The organism is Martelella sp. K41-7, assembly GCF_055808365.1.
The window spans coordinates 1,502,247-1,523,226 of sequence record NZ_CM147867.1; the positions used below are offsets into that span (position 1 = coordinate 1,502,247).

Here is a 20,980-nt window from a genome sequence, read left to right on the forward strand (position 1 = left end):
CAAAAAGCCCCGTTAAAAAGGGGAGGATTACCCATGGTCTTCTCGCCCTTGATCGCTGCCAGGGCGACTTTCGCTTTGAAAGCGGGGCTATGATTACGGCGGGGTCTTCTTGTCATACGGGCTCCTGTTGACGGCATGATGCCGAATTCCAGAGCCGAAAACCACTTATACCGCCTGTGCAGATTTCCCGAACCACTTCACTCTTCTCTGTGCGATTATGGCTAAAGCGTTACGAGTCTACGGCCTAAGGGAGGGAAATCGGCGGGAATCGGCGTTCCCGGTTTTATACCGAAGTGGCGGAGGAGGTGGGCCTGACGTCCAACCTTCTCTGCCCCCTAAGCCATTGAATTTACTATAACGACCTGTGGTTTGAAAACCCGCTTGCTGCAAACGCCAACTTGAAGGCTTCGATCCACCTGTCCCCTACCGGCGGAGCAAATTTGCCAGGAGCTTACGTGCCACAATTTCAATCGCCGGATTTTCCAGGTTTCTCATCCGGATTTCTTTCTGAATCCGGTTCTTGCGGCTGATCCGCTGAAAGCGTTTCGCCACCTTCCGCCAGTTCCTCATTGGTCGCGAAATAATCCGGTGAACCTGGTGGCGGGTATTTCAGTTTTCCGGAAAGACCTTCAAGCGCTGTGCTGGAAAAGCGTGGAAACGGCAGTTGCCGCTGTCGCCGCCAGGTTGCGACTTCCTGATGCGCATGTTCCGTGCGTTCGGCATCCAGGCCGGGATCGCGACTCCAGTAGAGCGTCTGAGACGGAAAAGCGAAGCCCGTACCGGACGCTTCCACGATGTCATCGATCCGCAGGAGAACGTCCTCTCTGATGGAGTAGAAATCGTTCCACTCCCGTGTCATGGCATAGATGCGCAGATCAACGTTTTTGGACGAGTCCCCATACCCAACGAACCGGACACGGATCGTTTCGGCCTCGATCCGCGGATGCGAATGCAACATTTCACGGATTTTCGCGAGAACATGGCGCATCTGCTCCGCATCCGTCTCGAAGCGCAGCCCCAGAGTTTCCCGGATCAACATCGTGTCGCATCTGGCCCAGTTGACGATCTGCATGTCGGCGAATTGCGCATTCGGAATGGAAATCTGTGTACGATCCATCGCACGCAGCTGGGTCGAGCGCACGCCAATGGCTTCGACGGTTCCACTCTGATCGCCAAACGTGCAGTAATCGCCAACCCGGACCGGTTTATCCAGGAACAGGATGAACCCGCCGATCAGGTTCTCCAGCGTCGGCCTGACCGCAAGAGCCACGGCAATGCCGCCGATCCCGAAGCCTGCGATCATGCTGAGAACGGGCACGCCCAATTCATATGCCCCGTACCCAAGGATCAGGACGCCGCCGATAACGCCGATGATCCGTCCCACCAACCGGACAAAACTGTCGTCGAGACTTTGGTTTGCAAGCCTGGGGTCAACGATGATGGTGTCAAAGAATGCTCTGCACATGGCCCAGACGGCCCATGTGGCGGCGCCGTAAAAGACCGCCACGAGGCAGGATTCGGTCAGCTCGAAGAACCGTCCGGCGGTGTTCACCTGAAACGAGAACACGTGTTGAAGCCAGAGCACTGCGAGCATGATGGCGATCGGACTCAGGATCCTGAAACGGACAATTTTGACCGGATCGTCTGTCAGCCAATCGACCAGAATTCGATGCCAGACGCGCAGAGCGACGCCTGTTGCGACGAAAAACAGGATAACGAGGAGAATCTTCCAGACCGGAGTGTCGAGAAGCGTGCGTTTCAGAGAGTCCGGCAGCTTCGCGATCCAGGAGGTCGGGATCCATGGACCGGCAAGCTGGCGTCCCGTGTCGTCCCAGGACTTTATGGCAAGAGATGACCGAAGCGGAAGCGTTGCCAAGCCCGCGAAAAATCTGGGCGCGCCGTGGACCGTATCCGCAGAAAACAGGTACTCGCCGGCGCGGTCACCTTCCGCCACTTCAACGATGCGCAGGGGTGTGCCGGGCAAACGAAACCCGGCGGTGGATTGGTCATCGAGGTCGTCAGGCCCGGGCAGGTCCGCCGCGTCGATAGGTTTGATCCGCCCGAGGATATCGAGAAGGAACAAGCCGGTCTGCGATCCGACCTCGCGATTTGAGGCCAAGGGTAATTGGGACAGATCGATCAGGGCCCTGATCTGCCCCATCACAAAGGCGATCCGAGCCGCGTTCGATGTGTTCTGCTGCTGCCAGTATGCGCCCAGAGAGATTTCGAGGTCATGGCGCAACTGGTACAGAGACTGAAGAGTATTGCGCGGGCTTTCTGTCCGGATCAGGGTGATCTCGGCGGTTTCGACCCTCTCAAGCATCGAATCCAGCTCACTGACGACACTTCCCTCGGTCGCCTCCTGTGCTGTGACCTGAGAAGCACAGAGCAGTGAGACCGAAGCCACGAGCAGAAATCTGAAAAATGTCATGTCTTCTTCCTTACGCCATACGCTCGTTGCTTGGACCCATCATTCGCTGTGAAGGCGTTTGATGTCCAACATCCGAAACGACGGAGCCGGTCCCTGCGGTGATCAACTGGCGGAACATACCCTCTGGTTTTGGTCATATCGCGCCAACGTCCCGGATCACGCGAGAAAGCCTTGAGCGCGACGGATCAAACCAAGCTGCAGGCGGTGTCTCCGACAGACGACAAGCCAGAATATCCGACCCCCTGCGGCCGAACACGGCCCGCTTGGGACGTCAGGATCGTCGGTTCGGTATGCCCTGTCGGCATTCGCGCAGAAGGCGTACGCGCAACTGCTTCGGGGACTGTCCTGTCAACTTCCGGACTGCACGTCCGAAGTTGCTGGGGTCGCTGTAGCCGAGCATCCGTGCGATCTCGGACATGGTAAGATCCTCCTTTACCAGAAGCTGAACCGCTTTTTGCCGCCTGTCCCGTTCGAGCAGCTGGGAGAAGCTCGTCCCCTGTTCCATAAGCAACCGCTGGAGCGGCCTGGGGCCCAACGGAGCAACACAGATCCGGAGCTCGCTGTCGCGCAAACCCGCCTTCAAACCGTGACGGCAGGAACAGCGCCCTCATCAAAACCGGCACCCCTTGGCAGCTTCAGCCCTCCTGACTAACACAGTTGCTAGAACTTAGAACCGGTATGTAACGCCCAAAATTGGGCCAGACTGCTCAAACCGAAAGTCAACATCATCATCTTTGTTTTCGACGCTGATGTATCTGTAGCCTAGACGCCCGAACCAGTTATCGCTGAACGCATAGCCGAACGTCAGGGTCGCGCTGTAGGTCTCTCGGTCATCGACAAAGCTCCCGTAATCCACGCCCAGCATTGAGCTCCACTTATCCGACAAATTGAAGCTTACTTGTGCGGCGATCAGTGGGTCCGTCCAATCATCGTCAGTGCCAACCTGACGGGTTGGAAAAAGATCACTCCTTACTGTAATAGTGGTCTCATTGCTGAAATACCTGAATCCGCCGCCCAAATCGATAATCGCATTTGGTGTCTCGTAGACACGATAAAGCGCGTAACCGGAAAAAATCGTGTTCTTTTGATCGGTATCGATTCCGGATATCAAAGGTCCAGATCGATCATTTTCAAACCCAAGATTAAAATACATCAGGTCGCCGATGAAGGTCCATTGATTGTTGGTCGCTTTCAAAGACGCCATGCCGGCGAAATCCAGGTTGTCCAGAGCATCCGAGAAGGACAGCGTCCCCTTTACGTCGCCAACCGTTGCATCCGTTTCGGCCGCGAACAGATATAACGAGCCGTCGAAAATCCATTCATCGCTTTGGGCGGCGACAGGTGCACACATGGATGCGAGGAGGAGGCCGCAGATCGTAATACTATTCCAGGCACTCATGTTAATCTCCCGACGTCGCCAAAGTCTGTTGCGATGGATGTATCCATTCCAGGCAACCAACCATAAAGAGAAACTGCCTCCTCCCACCGCTCGGCATGACCTACCGTTGGAAGCGCAGCAATGAATACGGCTGAAATAATTCTCCTTGTCATCGGTTTATCCTTGTTGGCGTTTGTATCGTTCTTTGAAAGCCATAATATCTCATACCTCGTGCACAACAGGGTTCATGTCAGCGAATGCGGACCTTCCAAACCGGTCACCTCCGGCCGGCAGACCAGGGGTCAAAAATCGTTTCATACTACCTCCCGGTGCAGCCCTTTGGATCATTTCGGAAACAAGAATGTTACCTGAAAGCGCGCACCCCAGCCTTCCGGTCCACCGTCGGGCGAATCCAGCCAATATCTTGCGCCGAGGCTAAGTTGCACGGGTTGCTTGCCGAGTTTCACGACCTGCGACACGACAAGGTTGACGGGAACTGCCCACTCCTCTGTTTCCCAGTTATAGCTGCTTTCGGTATTCACTGAAAAGCTTGTTGCCTTGGGCGTCGTGTAGGACACGAACGGCTGGAGGAACATCGAAGACTGATCCCCGAACTCTTCGCTGTCGCTGATCGACCAGACATTGTTTGCGAGCGCGCCGACCGTCCAGGCGCCGGATTGCTTCAGGGCGACCCCGGTGATCCCTGCGCCCCATTGGTCGGGTGCAACATCGTCGCTGGCCGTCGGAATTTGGATGACGGGCCCGACACCCCAAATGAGCCCCCGGCGGTGGGGGCCTTGGGGGAAAAGAAGAAGCTCTGCAAGATGTTGCCGACGCCGCTTTGCGAACCCGACCCCGGACTGAGATTGTCCTGATCTACAAGCGGAATGATTGTACGGGAGATCACGTTCCAATCGGCGCTAATGGAAAACGGGATCACCGGCTGGATGTTGACGTAGCTTTGCTTACCGGAGCCATCGCCGTAACCATCGTTGAAGTTGTACTGGAGCGGTACGCTGATGAGGTTTGCAATCGGGTTGGAGAGTTGTTTGGCCAGATCGGCGCCATCGTTTCCGCCGTCTTGCGCGAGGGCTAGAGTGGGAAAGGCGATACATGCAAGTGCGGCAAGATGATATTTCAGCATTGAAATTTCTCCGGTGGTTGGTCTTTGGCTTGCAGATTGTTTCTATTCGGCGATGCAGGAGAAGTCATAAGACCAACCACCAAGACGCGGTCAATGGATGGAGCGCAGGGCCGCGAAGCAGGAATTGTCAGTCAGCATTACGCCGAACCTGTGCGACCTTATTTGTATCTTCGACTCACTCTACGAGCTCGATCTCGCCCGGCCGCCAGGTCTTATCAATCCACGCCTGCTCCGGACCGTACGTGCGCAGCAATATCAACCAGCTCTTGCCGGGGATCGTCTGTAGCCAGTTGCCCTCTTTACCCTTGGGTGGCTCAGGCGCGAAGTAGATGTCGTAGGAGCCGTCGGCATTCTTCTGCAAGCCCTCCGTCTGGCTGCCGAGGGTGGGAAACTGCTCATCGGTCTGCAGCTGCGAGCGGGTCTGGGTGTCGTAGATGGTCACTGCCCAGAAGTCCTTGACCGGCACATTGGGCGGCAGGGTCAGGCGGTAGGTTTTGGAGCCATCCAGCGCGCGCTTTTCAGAGTCGATACTGAGAAGGCCGTAGTCGGAGCCAACGCCGGGGCGGGTGACCGCCATCGCCGGGGTTACACCGATGGCGTTGTAATGGAACAAGGTCGCGGCGTCCACATTGTAGGCGCCGTCGTAGGTAAATGTGGTGTTCTTGTCCGCATAACCCATCAGCCAGCCGCTGTCCTCGCCGTACATGTAGTTGCCCGGGTTACGGGGGTAGAAGGTGATGGCGCGGGCGGTGGCGTTGCCGATGGCGACGGCTTCGGTGAGCAGTTTCTTCATACGCGCGTCTGGCTCGAACGGCTGGTCCTTGATGATGCCGACCGAAGCGAAAAGGCCGCGGGTCACCGGATCCAGCGATTCGATGGGTTCGTACTGGACCACAGCGTTCAGCTGCTCGAAGAAGGTGAAATCATTGGCGGGAACGAAATTTGCAACCTTGCCGGATGCGTCAATAAATTCGGTCGCGGGCGGATTGTCGGCCTTGGCCAGTGGGTAGACCTTGAGGTTTTTTTCGATATTCTCGACCGCCGGTTCCACACCGTTGGCGATGGAGCCGCGCAGAAACACCCAATTGCGGTTGGTGGGGGCTTCCAGCACGAAGTAGCCGTCCGGCACGGTGCCGGTGTATCCAGGCGGGAGCACAAGGTATTTGCCGCCCTTGCCTTTATCCTGCCCGGCGACACCGAAGTTATCGATAAACTTGAACCAGGCGCTGTCGAGCATCCCGAGCATGCCCGGCGGCAATTCGATTACGGTGGGGCCGTCTGTCTTCAGATCCAGAGTGGTGAGCGCATAGAGAGTCGACGTATTACCCGTCAGTAGCAATGTTTTCGAGATCCATCATCTCTTTAAAGATCTGGATTTTGTTGGGTCTGTCGGCGCCTATCGCCTTTGGACCATCGTACAGGGCATACGCGGAGGCGGCCGGATAGCCGGCGAGAAAAGTCTGCACGCCGCGCATGCTATCCAGGTTGTCGTACAGAGTTTGCACCGTCTGCTCCGAGGGCACGCCGTCGAAGAACTCGAGGTTGCCGATGGAAGTCTCCACCTTGTCCGGCGTGGTGATCGACTCCGGAATTTCTGTGGTCATTTGGAACTTGGGAAGCTCGGCCACTGCCGGTACGGCGGCCGCGGCAATTGCAACTGCGCAGAGCATTGCAGATTTCATGGGGTTTATCCTTGTGCGGAGTGTCATTGCAGCAACGCCGCAAAGCAATCTGTTCGTGAGTTTCATCGGTAGATTCTCCATGTTCGTGCGACAGTCTGGGCCAAAAACGATCTATCCCGGGGGCCGCAGTATTCTGCCCGCAACCGAACGTCGCAAAGCGGTTAGCATCACGACGCGGCTGACATGCGCGGAGGCAGCGAGCTGCTCGATCCGCACCTGCATCCCAGCCGCGCCGTCGGTTTACTTCACGAGTTCGATCTCGCCCGGCCGCCATGACTTGTCGAAATAGGCCGGCTCGGGGCTGTAGAGGCGCAGGATGTTGAACCAGCCCTTCTCCGGGTCGGTCTGGATCCAGTTGCCGCGATCCACGCCGTCCGGCTGTTCGGGGCTGAAATAGACCGTCGTCGAGCCGTCCTCGGCAGCCTCGGCGGCCGGCGAGGGGTAGCTCTGGCTGCCGGCGCGCGGGTACTTCTGCGGCGTCTGCAGCATCGAACGGGTCTGGTTGTCGTAGAGCGTGAAGGACCAGAACAATTCGGCCGGAATGTCCTTGGGCAGCGTCACCTTGTAGGTCTTGGCCCCGTCGAAGAGGTCGCCGTCGGCATCGCGGAAGGCGATCACATACTGCGAGCCGACGCCGGGGATGTTCATGATCATCGCCGGGCTGTCGAGCGTGTAGGCGTAGTAGAAGGCCGTGCGGCTGTCGAGCGTGCGCGCGCCGGTGGGCGGCAGCGGCGTGAACACGCCGTCCTCGAAGGCAGGCGGCGGCGTCTCGAAGAACGCGCCGCCCTCCCAGAGCATCAAGGCCCATTGCGAGTCCTCGTAACGGGCCCATTCGGGATGCGCGTCGGCGAAGTTCCACTGCAGCGCACGGCCGACCCCCTGGCCGACAGCGGCGGCGTCGGTCAGGATCTTCTTCATCCGCTCGTCGGGGGCGAAGTCCTTGCCCTTGACGATGCCGATGGCGGAGAGCTGGCCGGCCAGTTCGAGATCATAGCTCGTCGCCGGCTCGGTCTGGACGTTCTCGTTGATCATCTCGAAGAAGCCGTAATCGCTGGGCGGGATGGTGTTGAACGGCTTCCCGCTGCCATTGATGAACTTCATCTCGGGGATTTTCGGCTCGCCGGCGAGCTTGACCTCGCCTTTCAGCGCTTCGGCGATGGATGTCCCGTAGCTGCCGGGCGCGTAGGGATAGATCTTTATGTTCGCCTTGATGTTCTCGACCGTCGGCTTGGGGTCGTTGCCGTCCTTGATGAAGGCGCGGTCGGCGTAGAGAACGGTGTTGGTTTTGGAATGCGCGACGAAATAGCCGTCCTCGGGCAGTGGACCGTCATAGCCGGGTCCGACGATCAGGTACTTGCCGCCCAGCCCGCGGTCGGGCCCCGGCCTGCCGACGTCGATGACCCAGGAAAACCACATGTCGTTGATCGTGCCGAGCCCGTCGGTCGGCTGGTCGATCACGACGGGACCATCTGACAGATCCAGGTAAGAGAGGTAATATACGGTGTCGGCGTTGCCGGTCAGGAACAGCCCGGACGAGATCCAGAAGTTCCTCGAAGATGACGACGTCGCCGCTGCCAGCGCCCAACTCCTGGAACCCCTTGACTAGCCCCAGCGCCGAGGCGCCGCGGAAGCTGTTGTTGTAGACGTTGAGCGCGTTGGTGAAGGCGAGCGTGTCGAATACTTTACTGGCGGTTTCGGTCGTCGGGACACCGTCCTTGAACTCAAGCGTGCCGATCGAGGTCTCCACGCTGTCAGGCGCAGCCAGCGAGTCTATGGTCTCCTGCGAGACGTCGGCCCACGCGGGACCCAATGTCGCTGCGAGCGCCATGATGCTAATAGTGGCAAATCGAATCATTATTTTTCTCCTGCATCAGATTCACGGTCGCCGGAGCGCCCGAAGATCGACGCAATGCTAAATCACGACGCACTGCTAGTCCGCCCATTTTGCGCCACCTCTGTTCACGAGTGCCCCCTTCGCGTGGCGGCTTTCCGGAAGGACTGGGGTGAGCATCCGGCCCAGGAAGCAAACGCGCGGCTAAAACCACTGGGCGAACCCAACCCCATTCGCAAGCGAAAGGGGCCAGGTGCGTCTCTTGCGGCGTCTGTCATGTGAGCTCTCATTGCTTTTGCGGAACTATGCCCGGCGATACTCTTTGCCGCCGGGTCACGTTTTGACTAACTGTGTTCGTCAGTAACTGATGCTACTCCAGATAATTGACCTTCAGCTGATCAATCGTGCCGTTGAAAGCGAACGGTTTCTTATCGAAATACGCCAGCGATACCGGTGAATAGCTGTCCCGTCCGACATCGAACGCATCGTTTGCAGTGAACGTAAGCGGTGCCAAGCGGGGAACCGTACCTTTCGCCATCTCGGTGCCGTTGACCCGGATCGTGACATCAAGGGGGCCGGCACGCTCGTCGCTGGTTTTCCGGGTTTCGACTTCGATCGTCACCTTCCCGGTCGGCAGAGGTTCCGTGGTTGCAATTCGCGTCCGCTCGATCTCGAACAGGTTGTATTCGTATGTCAGCTTGCCGTCATCGACCCACAACGCGAGGCCGCCAGAGAAGGCACCGAGCGCATAGAGCACACCTTGAGACTCCGGCGTCAGTTCTGCCTCGATGGTGACGAGGTTGCTGCGCGCACCGACCTTAGGGGCGGTGAATTCGGGAACGCCAGTCACCTCCTGTGTGTAGGTGAACTCTGTCGCGGGATTGGATGGCGCATCTTCGGGGTGGAAAACGGCTGACCACAATCCGCCGCCGATCGGCCAGACCTGGTTGTCCTCGGCTACGACATTGAACGCCTGCTTCAGCTCTTCGAGTTTTTCGGGGTTAGCATCTGCAAGATTGTTGGCCTGTGAACTGTCTTTGCTAAGATCATGCAGTTCCCAGGTATCGTTGTCGGGCGTCCATTCAAAAATGGCCGGATCGATCCCCGGCGTCCAGGGCGTGCGCGGGCCAAAGACCGAAGCGATCCATTCGTCCTGGTAGTAGGCACGGCTTCCCATCACCTCGAAATACTGACCCTGTTTTTGGCCTTCGGCCGCACTTGAATCGAAAGTATAGGCCAGGCTGATACCGTCCATCGGATCCTGGCTGATTCCGTCAACCGTTTGCGGTGGCTCAATATCCAAAACGTCATAGATTGTGGGTACGATATCGTTGACGTGGTGAAACTGCGCGCGCGGCGTATCGTCCGGCGTGATCTGATCCGGCCAGGAAACCACCAGCGGCGTGCGTGTTCCGCCAAAATGCGCCGCGACCAGCTTGGTCGAGCGGTATGGCGTTGAACCGGCCCAGGCCCAGCCGGCGTGGTACATGTTGTCAACCTTGGGCGAACCCAGGACTTCGAGACCGCCCAGTTCGTCCAGCGCGGTGATATGATCCTGGATCTCGGTGCTGATCCCGTTTTGCGCAAGAAGTTCGCTGATCGTCCCGCCCTGTCCTTCGGCGCTGGAGCCATTGTCGCCCCAAACGTAGAAAATCAGCGTGTTATCACGAACGCCAAGTTCGTCGAGCGTGTCGAGCAGCCGGGCCGCCTGCGTATCGGCGTGCTCGGTGAAGCCGGCAAAAACCTCCATGAGCCTCAGTTGAAATGCCCGTTCATCTTCCGGGATGTCGTCCCAGCCCGCGAGCGACTCTGGCCGTGGCGTGAGAATGGTATCCTCGGAGGTCCATCCGATTTCCTTTTGGCGCGCAAAGATCGTTTCGCGCATGGCATCCCAACCGCCATCAAATTTTCCGGCGTATTTATCCGCCCACTCCTTGAAGATATGATGGGGGCCATGCGACGCGCCCGGTGCCCAATAGACAAAGAACGGCCGATCAGGGGTCAGCGCATGAACCTGCTTCATCCAGGATACGGCCTTGTCCGTCATATCCTCGGTAAAATGATATCCTTCTACCCCATGCGAGGGATCGCTGCGAACGGTGTTTTCGACCACGGCAGGTTCCCACTGAGAAGATTCTCCCGCGAGAAAACCGTAGAAATAGTCAAAGCCGATACCTGCGCCGACCGGCCAGTTTGTGTAGGGGCCCACGGCGGTGGTTTCATTGGCGGGGGTGTTGTGCCACTTTCCAAAGGCTGACGTCGCGTAGCCATATTCGCTCAGAACCTTGGCGACGGTTGCCGAGGTGCGCGGAATCTGGCCTGTGTATCCGTCCCAGTCATTGGCCAGCTCGGCGATCTGGCCGTTGCCGACCCGGTGATGGTTGCGCCCGGTAAGAAGCGCAGCGCGGGTGGGCGAGCACATCGCGGCATTGTGAAAACGACTATAGGCGATACCTTCCGCCGCCAGCCGGTCCATGGCTGGCGTCGCAATTACACCGCCGAATGTTTCCGGCAAGGCCGGGCCGACGTCGTCCAGCATGATGATCACGATGTTCGGCGCATTATCGGGAAGATGGGAGACCTCCGGCAGCCGATTGTATGTAGACTCCGCCAGCGTCGGGCCAGCTGTGCTGCCTGAAGGCGTCGGCGGGAACGGAAGGCTTTCCTGTGCGACTGCCGGGGCCGCCAACAGCAGGCCGGCGCCGAAGCCTAACCAACCGCTTCTCTTCTTAAGTCTAAACATGAACTTACCCTTTTGTTTGTTTCAGATCTTAGGACGGAGGTAGTTTATGCGAAGGTGAAGTCGTTCTGATCGCGGAGCGCCTGCGAGGTTTCTTGGGTGGGCACGACGTCCTTGAACTCGAAGGTGCCGCGCGACGTCTGCACCACGTCGGGGGTGACGGCCGACGCGGGCATGTCAGCCCAGCCAGCGGTGGCGACCGCGGCGATGGCGAGGCCACTCAAGAGGGGTAGTCGGATCATCGTTTGGCTCCTGTTTCAGATGATGCACGCAGCGGCGCCACCGGTTGGCCTCCATGGTATACTTGCAGGGACAGTCGGTTCGCCCATTTCACGCCACGCCTGCTTATTCCTGAGCGCTTCGCTCTTCGGTCTTCCGGAAGGTCTGCGGTGAGCATCCAGACCAGCGGACGAAGGCGCGGGCAAAGCTGCTGGGCGTGCTATAACCGGCGCGGACCGAGATTTCCTGGACGTCAAGATCGGTCATGCGGAGCAGCACCCGGGCGATCTGCATCCGGCTCTCCACCACCATTGCACGCAGGCTGATCCCCTGCTGTGCCAGTTGTCGCTGGAGCGTCCGGGTACTGGTGTCGAGGTGGACCGCAATCCGCTCGACCGTCACCGGGCCTGTCAGCGCGAGGTCCGCAGCGTAGGCCCGGACTTGAGCGGGATCGATGAGACCGTCTTTTTCACGCATGGCCATGCTGCTAAACTGATATGTAGAATCGCAGCTTGGCAGATATCGACGGTTCGAGTCGCCCATCTTGCGCCAACGGAAAGACGAAGTGACCGAAATTGCAATCATCAGGGCGGCGCATCTGCTCGTCTACATCGACGAGCTTCGAGAAATCGGCGTGCCAGTGGAACGGGCGCTTGCCCGCTCCCGTCTACCACCCTGGGCCCTGGAAGACCCCGACGCCTATGTCAGCTATGCGCTTTGCCTTGAATGGCTGGCCGGTTGCAGCAGCGATATGGAGTTGATGGAATTTGGGTTCCGCGCCGCACGGCGCGGATCGCTGGCAACCCTGAGCGGGCCATTTCGGCGTGCGATCCTTGGCGCGCCCACCGGTTTCGAGCGTCTCCAGACATTCGTTCGCTGCGCGGCGCTCGAGGACAATGTGCTGTCGATCCGACTTCAGCCCGAGGGTGACCGGATCCGGGTGATCAGCACCCAGGCGGGGTTCGAGACGAGATCCGTTGATCAGTATTGGCGAATGGGTAGACCTCCAGGGCATGATCTCGATTGTCCGAAGCGTGGCGGGTCCTCGCTGGTGTCCGCACGAGATGACCTTCGTTTCGCGCCAGCGCCCGGACGCCGTGATACTGGAAGCGTTCCCGAACACCCGCATCCTCGTCGGCCAGCCTTGCACGTCCATCCTTGTCAGCAGCAGTTTGCTTGCCGTGCCATACCCGCCGGGCAGCGGGGCCCCGGCCAGACGAACAGAGTCCCCGACCGATGCCGTTCCGGAAGATGATCCGACGGGATGGAGTTTCGCCGCGGCGCTCCGGGTTGCCGTCCGACCCTATCTGGCCGACGGATACCCCGCGCTTCCGGAAATCGCAGAGGCTTTCCAGATGAGCGGGCGAACCCTCCAGCGGCGGCTGAGCGAGAGCGGCCGCTCCTATCTAGACGTCGTGCAAGAGGCGCGATTTGACCTCGCGCGGGAACTTCTCGGCGATCCGTCGACGAGGATCACCGAGGTCGCGTTGGCCACAGGCTACGGAAATCAGCAGCACTTCGCGCGGGCGTTCCGCAGGTATGCAGGGGTGTCCCCGTCGGTTTTCCGAAAGGCGCTTTCCGAGAACGCCTAAGATAGAGTATCCGGCCGCAACGCCGCCCGTATCCACGGGATGCCGGCGAACCCGGTCAGGAGCGTGGCGATCACCGTCGCCCCCGGCGCCAGTCATCGAGGCGGGCGTAGATCGTCACTGCGATGCCACCGAGTGCCACGACGATGAACGCCCAGCGGAGCGTATCAAGATGCGGCACCAGCGGCAGGATCGCGGTCTGGGTCTCGGCGAGGATGCTCTGCACCACCTCCACACCCGCGGCACCCAGCGTCGCCACGCCAGCCGCACCGCGGTGCGGCTATCAGCCAAAACCTCGCGCGCGGGCGGCGCCTCCGCTGCGAAGGCAGTCGCCCGGACCGGGAACCGCTCGCCCCACTGCCGTGCCATCGATGAAGCGGTTGCCGATGAGGCGGTGGTCCCACTTTTGTACGAGGGGCGACTGGTTGAACAGCAGATCACCGGCACCGCCAGACGACAATGAAGGGAACGAAGAAGTCGATCAGGAATCCAAGGACGTCGTCCGCAGCTTCTGGTCGAAAATGATGGCCCAATATAAAACTGAGGATGAATATAACCGTCAGATAATCGACGCCTTCAAGGGATCAGGGATCCCGAAATCCTCATTGTCGTATCGAAGTTGTTGACCGGCTTCGACGCGCCGAGAAACACGGTTTTGTACGTTTGCAAGTCCCTGAAGGAGCACAATCTGCTTCAGGCCATCGCGCGCGTGAACCGCCTGTACGAGGACGGGGACACAGAAAAACAATTTGGGTTCATTGTTGATTATGAGGGCTTGCTTGGTGAACTTGACAGTGCCCTGACGACCTACAGTGCTTTCGAGGGCTATGAGGCTGCGGACCTTGTCGGGACGGTCCACGACGTCAGGGAGGAGATCCGCAAACTCCCCCAACTGCACGACCAGCTCTGGGATATCTTCAAGCCCGTCCGCAACAAGAAGGATATGGAGCAGTTCGAACAACTGCTTGGTGATGAAGCCCTGCGGCAGGATTTCTATGCACGGCTTCGGGCCTTCAGCCGATGCCTCCACATATCGTTATCATCAGACAAGCTGCTCGATGTCTTTGACGAAGCCAAAATCGACACGTTGAAGCGTGACTGGAAGCAGTTCTCTGAACTGAGGCGCTCGGTTCAACTCCGGTATCAAGAAACCGTCGATGTCCGCGAGTTCGAACCGAAGATTCAGAAACTGCTTGATGACCACGTCGTGGCATTGCCAGCGGAAACAATCATCGAAGTGGTCAACATCAACGATCCCGATGCATTGAAGGCGGTTGTTGAAGAAACATGTGTCTCGGAGGCGTCGCGAGCGGATCGCATTGCCAGCGCCACACGCCCCGCCATCACGGAAAAGATGGAGGAGGACCCCACGTTCTACCGCGAGTTCTCGGAGCTGCTTGAGGACACGATCCGCGCCTACCGGGGACGCCGCCTTTCAGAGCGCGACTAGACAGTAATGGTCACTACGAGGAGGGCAATCTTCAGGTGGTTTGCCAGTTCATCAATTTCTGGAAGGGCGATGCTGATAATGAAGAATTCAGGCTACTGCTGAATCTCGTACGCGGCCTGGATGATTAGCCTCTCGAAAACCCTTGAGATCGAAATTGATGACAATTCCCGACTTCCAATCCCTGATGCTTCCCGTCCTGTCACTCGTCACCGATAGCGGTGCGAAGCAACCGGCTGGCGTTGCGATGAGCGTAACCGATCCCCGTCCGGCAGGCCTCAACGAGAACCGTGAGCACCACAAGATGGGCGGTCATTACTGCGTGCAGCCATAGAAAGGTAGCCGCCGGTCCCGCGCCGGGCTATTGTAGATATGATCGCGGCTCGTGGTCTGTCGCGGACCCAGGCACGCTCGGGACGAAGCCGATATTCGACTTGCATAAGCCCACCGAGCGGCTCTCCGCCGTCATAGGGCCGAGGCCGGACATCTTGTCCGTTCGGTTGGCTCATGATCGTCTTTCCGGCCCATCAAAGCAGGCAGACGTCTGCAATTCCTTGTCCTCCTCAATTCGAAGAATGGAAGACGGCCAATGCTAAGAACCCGATTTAAAAGTTGTTGAGTGATATCAGAAGGATGTGATTCAACCACCTCTGCCAAGAACGTGGAGGATTGCATGCCCTGGACTGATATCACCCGCCTGCAGCATAACCGCGATCGCCTTCGCTATCCAACCGATTTGACGGATCGTGAGTGGGCTGTAATTGCTCCACTGATACCGCCGGCCAAGCCCGGTGGGCGGCCACGGAAAACGAATATGAGGGAAGTGGTGAACGCGATCCTTTATATTGCGGGCAGTGGCAGTCAATGGCGGGCACTGCCGAAGGACTTCCCTCCGGTCTCCACGGTGCGAGGCTATTTCTATGGCTGGCGCGATATCGGCTTTTGGCAGACCATCAACCATCTGCTTGTCTGTGCTACGCGCGAACTGGAGGGGCGTGAGGCCTCGCCCACGGCCGGTGTGATCGACAGCCAGAGTGTCAAGACCACCGAAAGTGGCGGGGTCTCGGGCTACGACGCCGGCAAGAAGATCAAGGGCCGCAAGCGCCACATTATCACCGATACGCTCGGTCTGATGCTGTTCGCGCATGTCCATGAAGCCGATATCCAGGACCGCGACGGCGCACCCGATGTCCTGAAAGCCATCCGCTACCGTTTCCCCTGGTTGCGCCATGTCTTCGCAGATGGCGGCTATGCCGGGCAGAAGTTGCGAAAAGCGCTGCGCGGATGCGGCCAATGGAACCTTGAGATCATCAAGCGTTCCGACACAGCGAAAGGCTTTGAGGTTCTGCCACGCCGATGGGTGGTCGAGCGCACCTTCGGCTGGTTCGGTCGATGCCGTCGACTGGCCAAAGATTGGGAAAAGTCCATCGCAAGCGCCACAGCATGGGTCAACATCGCAAGCATCAGGGTGATGACCAGACGCCTCGCACGATATCGTTTCCCATCATGAACTTTTGAATCCGGCTCTAAAGCGAAATCCGTTGCGCATGAAAACAAAGGTATGCTTAAAAACTTAATCTTAGTATTTGGTGATCGAGGACGGTCTGCTTTTCAGACAGGGGGATAGGAATTGTGCCACAAATATTGATGGAGATTGGTGAAAGTGTAAAGACGTTCATACTTTTTGCGGCGAATGCCGTCACCAATGATTATTCGCCAGGGTTAATCAGCTCTTTCATTTTCCTTTTGATGATATTTGTGGCTGTTCGTATTTTCTCTATCTCGCACCAGCGCCAGCACGCTCTCCAAACGCTCCGCAAAAGGATCGTCGCACTAAGGAGCAAGGAAGATTTCCAACAAGACTTTGAAGCGATCTCAGATGAGATGAATACCAAGAAAGGCAAGCCGAACAAGCAGCTGGCATTTGCCTTTTCCGAGTTTGGGGAAACCCTGATCCAACCGAAACAGATGGGCGAAGGTGTTGTGCTGAATGGCATCAGACCATCTGTCTTTATCAATCTGGAGGACCTCGGCTTTTCGCTTAGCGGCTGGCGCTTCTGGCCAGGCGTGTTCGTGTCAGTCGGTCTGTTGATGACGTTTCTTGGGCTGATCGCAGTACTAAACAACACTCAAGGATTGCTTCCGGACGGCGCGGTTGATCCGCAGCAGACCATTTATGCATTGAAGCAACTTCTGTCCCGTGCTTCGGCAAAGTTCATCATGTCGCTGACGGGGCTGTTTTGCTCGATCCTCCTTACCTTGCTGATCCGCCGACAGACACGCAACCTGAACGGAAGTGGTGAAGAACTGAATCGCGCGATTGAAGAAAAGGTTGTCTTCGTCAGTCTGGAAAGCTTGGCAACACGCCAGCTCGAAGCGATCGAGGCCCAGAGCGCCGAGATGAAGCTTCTGAATTCCGAGTTGATTGCGAAGCTCAGCCGCCCGCTTGAAAACATGGCGGACAACTCCATGAAGGCCGTCGGGACGATGGTCAACGATCTTTCCAGCGCCCTGACAGAAGGCATTGGCACCTCTCTTGCGTCGCTTGGCGAGAGCATAGACAGTTCCGCAAAGTCCATGACAGCAGTGAGTTCGGCTCTTTCCGGCGCAGCCGAGCAGTTTGACCGGAACCTCACCAATGGCATCGATAGACTGCAGACAATCGTCGAACAGCTTGGGACTGTCAGCGGTCAGCTAGCCGAGGCAGCAAACATGGTTTCCGAAACTGCCGGACCTGTCCTTGAGACAGTCAAAGAGAACAACACCGCAAGCAGGGAAATCGCCGAAAGTTCCCTCGTCATGATCAACGCGGCCAAGCAGACGCTTGAATCGGAGCGAGAGACAGTTGTCAGCGCTACACAGTCCATTGATCTGGCCATCCGGAGCTTTAAGGACCTTGCTGCTGCCTACGACGGCCAGCTCGAAAAAGCCTTCGATACACAGGCAAGCGCAGTGGAGCGCGTGATCGCCGAGCTCGAGGCTCATACCAAAGGCATTCATGAGCGGTTCGCCGAGGCGCTTTCGACGCTGAAAGGCGTCATCGAAAACGCTAAATCTTTCGAACCGGAAAGCGCCCCACCTTCCAATGAAAATGCGGGGCAGTAAGAGGTATGAGGGGAGGAAGTCGCCGACACAATTCCGAAGACGAAGAGGAGTCAGCGTTCGTCTCCATGACGGATATGACAGTGAGCTTCCTGTTCATCGTTCTGATATTGCTGGCATTCTTTGCCACACAGGTCGCTCCGCAAGAGAAGGATCAAGTCGTACCTCGTACAATCCACGACGCCGCTCTCGACCAACTCGCAGAACGTCAGAGGGAGATTGTTTTGCTCAAGAACGAAGTCGAGCGTCTTCGAAGACTCGTGCCGCAATCCACTGACACAAATCCCATTGAAACGTACAACACGAATGTCGCCGCCAGCCGGGGGAAATTGCTTCGCGAAATCAAGAGCAAGATCGAAAGCCAGGATCTTAACATCGAAGTTACCGTTAGCCGCGACATGGACGCCCTACAATTCAAGGGCAATGGGCTTTTTGCGGTGAGCAGTTCAGAACCTTCTTCGGTTGGGCGAGAACAGATGGTCGAAGTGGCGAAAATACTGATCGATGAATTGCGTTGTTACACACTGGGATTGGGTTCTGCCGTGGAAGGTAGCTGCAATCCTGACCTTGCCCTAATCGACTCGCTTCAGATTGAGGGACATACAGATAGCCAGGGCACGGATATCTTCAATATGGATTTGAGCACGAAACGCGGCGACCAAGTCTTTGAAATCCTGGTTCAAGCTCAACCCGATTTACTGGCATTCGATAACCTTCATGCTCAACCAATCCTGTCCGTAGCAGGTTATGGAAAAGGCCGCCCCATCGCTGATAACGAAACTGCGGAGGGACGCGACAACAACCGCAGGATCGACCTTCGTTTCATCATGTTTTCTCCCGTCAGTGAAGAAATGATCCCGCATGACGTGGCCGACATTGGAAGAATTCAAGATATCTTCGATCGTGGCAGGGCTTCCCAATGACACTTCGAGATCGAATTGTCCTGCCTGTCGAATATCGCTTGCGGCCTTTTGGTTCAGATGCGCTGGGGGTGATTTGCAAGCAGATCAGCGATGCCTATCCAGGAATTTCGAGCGCGCGGCCGGACGAACTTTCAGAACTTTTCGCGCTTGCCGAAAAGGCCGTCGCAAACTGGGACTGGAGCACGCTCAAGCAGGGCGACTTTGCCGTGGTCATTGCAGCGGCCATGACCGGAAAGGTCCAATGCAGCAAAGAGCTCCTTCGCTTCATCGACGCGGAGCTTGAAGCCACCACCCGACCGGTGCTGCTTGGAGCTCTCTGCGAAGCCTACATGGAAAACTGGGAGGTCGGCGCAGACAAAACCCGACGCCTTGCCAAGATGATCATTGGCAAGAGCGCGTCTTTGCCTGCGCGATGGCAGGTGCTTTTCCGCCGATACCCACAACTGCTGGATACTGAACGCGGAGCAGAGGCGCTTGGCCACATCCTTGCTGTCGACAATAGCCCCTTTGAGACACTGCGCAGCGCGGGTCTTCCAGCTCCCCACGGGCCCGGGATGATGACCGAAGTACATGAGGCGTTCATTCACGCCCTGTCGCCTGCAGAAACAAAAGCGACCGTGGACCGCATACTGGGTTGGATTGCACCAGCAGGTCAGCCAAAACTCATCGATGTTAGGGCCATTTCTGCGGTGAGGGCAATCCTATCACCCTGGCGCGACAGAAACTGCCCGGAAGCCTTGCGTCTGCATTGCGTGAAAGAACTGAACAGGCTGTTCGGCGATCCGAGACATCGGGACGCTGACGACAGTCATATCGAAGAAGCGCGGATCTGGCTGAATCTCGGGCACGAATATTTGCGCGTCATGCTTAAATGGCTGGCAGGACAAAGCATGGAAGCCATTTTCGAAATTGTTTCGAGGGCAGAATCTATACGGGACACAAACGAGCAATGGATCAAACGCAAACGCTTCTGGATGGACCTCTATAAAAGGGGTCGCATCGATGAAGCGTGGCTTGCGCTGGGAAAAGATTCTGAGACCGCAGCGGCCAATCTTTACCGCCGAACAGGCGATCCTGCTTATCGCAATTTTGGGCGACAGCGTTCAAGATCAGATACGAGTATTCTCATGATGAGGATCGGCGAAAAGATCGTTGTGGAGGGCTCTCACAGCTTCCGCGTCCATGTTTTCGATAAACCGGTGCAGGAAAGACCTGAGCTTTATGCAACAGACTACGATCTCGGAAAGATCGTTCTGCCATTAGGCGATGCCCGCACGCGCGTACATGACACGGGTGGCAACTGGATGAGTTGGGTCATGGAGCGCATCAGATGAGCCTTTCCTTTTCTCCTCACTACGACGCCAACGGCGCCGTGCTGGACCTGACCAGCGAAGAAAAAGGCATTTTTGGCCGGTTGCGCAAACAACGAATGCCCGACCTGAGGCACATTACGAAGGACGAGCGCGATATTGCTCTGGCCATTGCCAGCTTGCGCTTTCTCGACCCTGAAAACGGACACCACACGCTCGACGCAAGCAAAATAACGCTCGATCACTGGCTCATTTCGCGACTTGATGATCACACGGCGACAGTCCTGGGCCTGCCGCCACGCGTCAGCAATCTCGTATTCCGGGCAGAAACGAAAGGCGAGATGGGACGAGCAAATTTCCGGTTCAACTGGTGGTGGGAGCAACATGGTCAAAGTAAACCCCAGAACCGTCTCGGGGCGATCATCGGCGCCGGCCGGAAGCAAAGGATCCCTGCGCCGATCTACGACGCCATTCAGCTTTCCGAAGCCTTTAATGCAAACGCGCCGTTACCCGCTCACTGGAAGGCACTTGCCGATTTCTGCAAGTTGCTTGGAGCTGAATCGATTACGGATCTCAGTTCTCCCGAGCAATTCCTGAAAGACATCTCCATTGTCAGCTGCGATCGCGTCGGTCTTGATCTCGACGATGATGATCCTTCGCAGTTCCGCCCTCTGCCCTTCAATGACGAGTTTGATTCCGAAGAATTCTCACACGGTTCCGCCGCCCTCAAGGATGAAGAACTTATCCAGTTTCAGCAGCAGGTTGAAAAACGTGGTGGCCAGCCAGCCTTCAGCATTGGAAAAAAACGATTCCTGATCCTGGATCGGACGGCCATGACAATCACACGCGTGATCAGCGAACATGCCGCCAAGGATGAGGTATCGCGACGCCATTTCATCGAAAATGCCGAGCGTATAGTGTTTGAAGCCGTCGCCGAACAACTTCGAAGTGATGGCAGCCTCAAAGCGCTTCAAAGCATCGAGGCGCAGGAAGAGGCCTTCGAGAACACATTTTCCCGCGGGTGGGCGGAGACCCGCGAGTGGTCGGCGCGGGTTATCGAAATCCGCGCTTGGCAAAAGCCCGTTCTGGAGACAATTCAGGCATCGGGAAGGAACTGGCTCCCGGCGGATATCGATCCATCGGTCGGCGAGACGTTGGGCCGAGATCCCGGATCATGACGTCGA

General features: G+C 57.4%; 20 protein-coding genes and 1 pseudogene. 9 read left to right on the top strand and 12 right to left on the bottom strand.

Features of this window, described 5'->3' with window-relative positions:
- Positions 1 to 466 precede the first annotated feature (466 nt).
- The 11 genes and pseudogenes from AC0L7L_RS07110 to AC0L7L_RS07160 form a co-directional block, all read right to left on the bottom strand.
- Positions 467 to 2,431, bottom strand: coding sequence for a mechanosensitive ion channel family protein (locus AC0L7L_RS07110; protein WP_473513056.1), 1,965 nt, complete (start codon positions 2,429 to 2,431; stop codon positions 467 to 469).
- A 271-nt stretch (positions 2,432 to 2,702) separates the two neighbouring features.
- Positions 2,703 to 3,014 (bottom strand): helix-turn-helix transcriptional regulator, encoded by a 312-nt coding sequence (locus tag AC0L7L_RS07115; RefSeq protein WP_473513058.1) that lies wholly within the window; start codon positions 3,012 to 3,014, stop codon positions 2,703 to 2,705.
- Positions 3,015 to 3,098: 84 nt separating this feature from the next.
- Positions 3,099 to 3,830, bottom strand: a complete 732-nt coding sequence (locus AC0L7L_RS07120) for a porin family protein (protein ID WP_272211121.1) — start codon at positions 3,828 to 3,830, stop codon at positions 3,099 to 3,101.
- A 323-nt stretch (positions 3,831 to 4,153) separates the two neighbouring features.
- A complete protein-coding gene (locus tag AC0L7L_RS07125) occupies positions 4,154 to 4,405 on the bottom strand; it encodes a hypothetical protein (RefSeq protein WP_272211122.1) in 252 nt (83 codons plus the stop codon).
- A gap of 86 nt (positions 4,406 to 4,491) precedes the next feature.
- The gene (locus AC0L7L_RS07130; RefSeq protein ID WP_272211123.1) at positions 4,492 to 4,953 is read right to left on the bottom strand and encodes a hypothetical protein; all 462 of its coding nucleotides are present in this window, start codon (positions 4,951 to 4,953) and stop codon (positions 4,492 to 4,494) included.
- 175 nt (positions 4,954 to 5,128) lie between these two features.
- Positions 5,129 to 6,292, bottom strand: a complete 1,164-nt coding sequence (locus AC0L7L_RS07135; protein WP_473513061.1) for a DUF1254 domain-containing protein — start codon at positions 6,290 to 6,292, stop codon at positions 5,129 to 5,131.
- Positions 6,276 to 6,635, bottom strand: a complete 360-nt coding sequence (locus AC0L7L_RS07140; RefSeq protein WP_272211126.1) for a hypothetical protein — start codon at positions 6,633 to 6,635, stop codon at positions 6,276 to 6,278. Before AC0L7L_RS07140 ends, AC0L7L_RS07135 begins: the two co-directional genes overlap by 17 nt.
- Before the next feature lie 240 nt (positions 6,636 to 6,875).
- Positions 6,876 to 8,490, bottom strand: a pseudogene (locus AC0L7L_RS07145) (DUF1254 domain-containing protein).
- 346 nt (positions 8,491 to 8,836) lie between these two features.
- Positions 8,837 to 11,209 (bottom strand): arylsulfatase, encoded by a 2,373-nt coding sequence (locus AC0L7L_RS07150; protein ID WP_272211128.1) that lies wholly within the window; start codon positions 11,207 to 11,209, stop codon positions 8,837 to 8,839.
- A gap of 44 nt (positions 11,210 to 11,253) precedes the next feature.
- Positions 11,254 to 11,448, bottom strand: coding sequence for a hypothetical protein (locus AC0L7L_RS07155; protein ID WP_272211129.1), 195 nt, complete (start codon positions 11,446 to 11,448; stop codon positions 11,254 to 11,256).
- A gap of 103 nt (positions 11,449 to 11,551) precedes the next feature.
- Positions 11,552 to 11,902: a helix-turn-helix transcriptional regulator gene (locus AC0L7L_RS07160; protein WP_473513064.1), complete on the bottom strand. Its 351-nt coding sequence runs from the start codon at positions 11,900 to 11,902 to the stop codon at positions 11,552 to 11,554.
- Between the two features lie 88 nt (positions 11,903 to 11,990).
- Here AC0L7L_RS07160 and AC0L7L_RS07165 point away from each other — a divergent pair, with 88 nt between their 5' ends.
- The gene (locus tag AC0L7L_RS07165) at positions 11,991 to 12,680 is read left to right on the top strand and encodes an AraC family transcriptional regulator ligand-binding domain-containing protein (protein ID WP_473513067.1); all 690 of its coding nucleotides are present in this window, start codon (positions 11,991 to 11,993) and stop codon (positions 12,678 to 12,680) included.
- The gene (locus AC0L7L_RS07170) at positions 12,607 to 13,017 is read left to right on the top strand and encodes a helix-turn-helix transcriptional regulator (RefSeq protein ID WP_473513069.1); all 411 of its coding nucleotides are present in this window, start codon (positions 12,607 to 12,609) and stop codon (positions 13,015 to 13,017) included. The genes AC0L7L_RS07165 and AC0L7L_RS07170 overlap by 74 nt, the downstream gene beginning before the upstream one ends.
- A 70-nt stretch (positions 13,018 to 13,087) precedes the next feature.
- Here AC0L7L_RS07170 and AC0L7L_RS07175 read toward each other — a convergent pair whose 3' ends face one another.
- Entirely contained in the window at positions 13,088 to 13,240 is a 153-nt protein-coding gene (locus AC0L7L_RS07175; RefSeq protein ID WP_473513071.1) for a hypothetical protein, read from the bottom strand.
- 396 nt (positions 13,241 to 13,636) lie between these two features.
- Between AC0L7L_RS07175 and AC0L7L_RS07180 the strand changes: the two genes are divergently transcribed.
- The 7 genes from AC0L7L_RS07180 (at position 13,637) to AC0L7L_RS07210 (ending at position 20,974) form a co-directional block, all read left to right on the top strand.
- Positions 13,637 to 14,464, top strand: a complete 828-nt coding sequence (locus tag AC0L7L_RS07180; protein WP_272211133.1) for a type I restriction enzyme subunit R domain-containing protein — start codon at positions 13,637 to 13,639, stop codon at positions 14,462 to 14,464.
- A 157-nt stretch (positions 14,465 to 14,621) separates the two neighbouring features.
- Positions 14,622 to 14,795 carry a hypothetical protein gene (locus AC0L7L_RS07185; protein WP_272211134.1) on the top strand — a complete coding sequence of 58 codons (174 nt, stop codon included), beginning with the start codon at positions 14,622 to 14,624 and terminating at the stop codon, positions 14,793 to 14,795.
- Between the two features lie 339 nt (positions 14,796 to 15,134).
- Complete coding sequence (locus AC0L7L_RS07190) at positions 15,135 to 15,971, top strand: IS5 family transposase (RefSeq protein WP_473513074.1); 837 nt, start codon at positions 15,135 to 15,137, stop codon at positions 15,969 to 15,971.
- A 122-nt stretch (positions 15,972 to 16,093) separates the two neighbouring features.
- Positions 16,094 to 17,566, top strand: a complete 1,473-nt coding sequence (locus tag AC0L7L_RS07195; protein ID WP_473513076.1) for a methyl-accepting chemotaxis protein — start codon at positions 16,094 to 16,096, stop codon at positions 17,564 to 17,566.
- A gap of 65 nt (positions 17,567 to 17,631) precedes the next feature.
- Positions 17,632 to 18,486 (top strand): OmpA family protein, encoded by an 855-nt coding sequence (locus AC0L7L_RS07200; protein ID WP_473513078.1) that lies wholly within the window; start codon positions 17,632 to 17,634, stop codon positions 18,484 to 18,486.
- Complete coding sequence (locus tag AC0L7L_RS07205; protein WP_473513079.1) at positions 18,483 to 19,820, top strand: EH signature domain-containing protein; 1,338 nt, start codon at positions 18,483 to 18,485, stop codon at positions 19,818 to 19,820. The genes AC0L7L_RS07200 and AC0L7L_RS07205 overlap by 4 nt, the downstream gene beginning before the upstream one ends.
- Positions 19,817 to 20,974, top strand: a complete 1,158-nt coding sequence (locus AC0L7L_RS07210) for a hypothetical protein (RefSeq protein ID WP_473513081.1) — start codon at positions 19,817 to 19,819, stop codon at positions 20,972 to 20,974. Before AC0L7L_RS07205 ends, AC0L7L_RS07210 begins: the two co-directional genes overlap by 4 nt.
- The last annotated feature ends 6 nt before the right edge of the window (positions 20,975 to 20,980 follow it).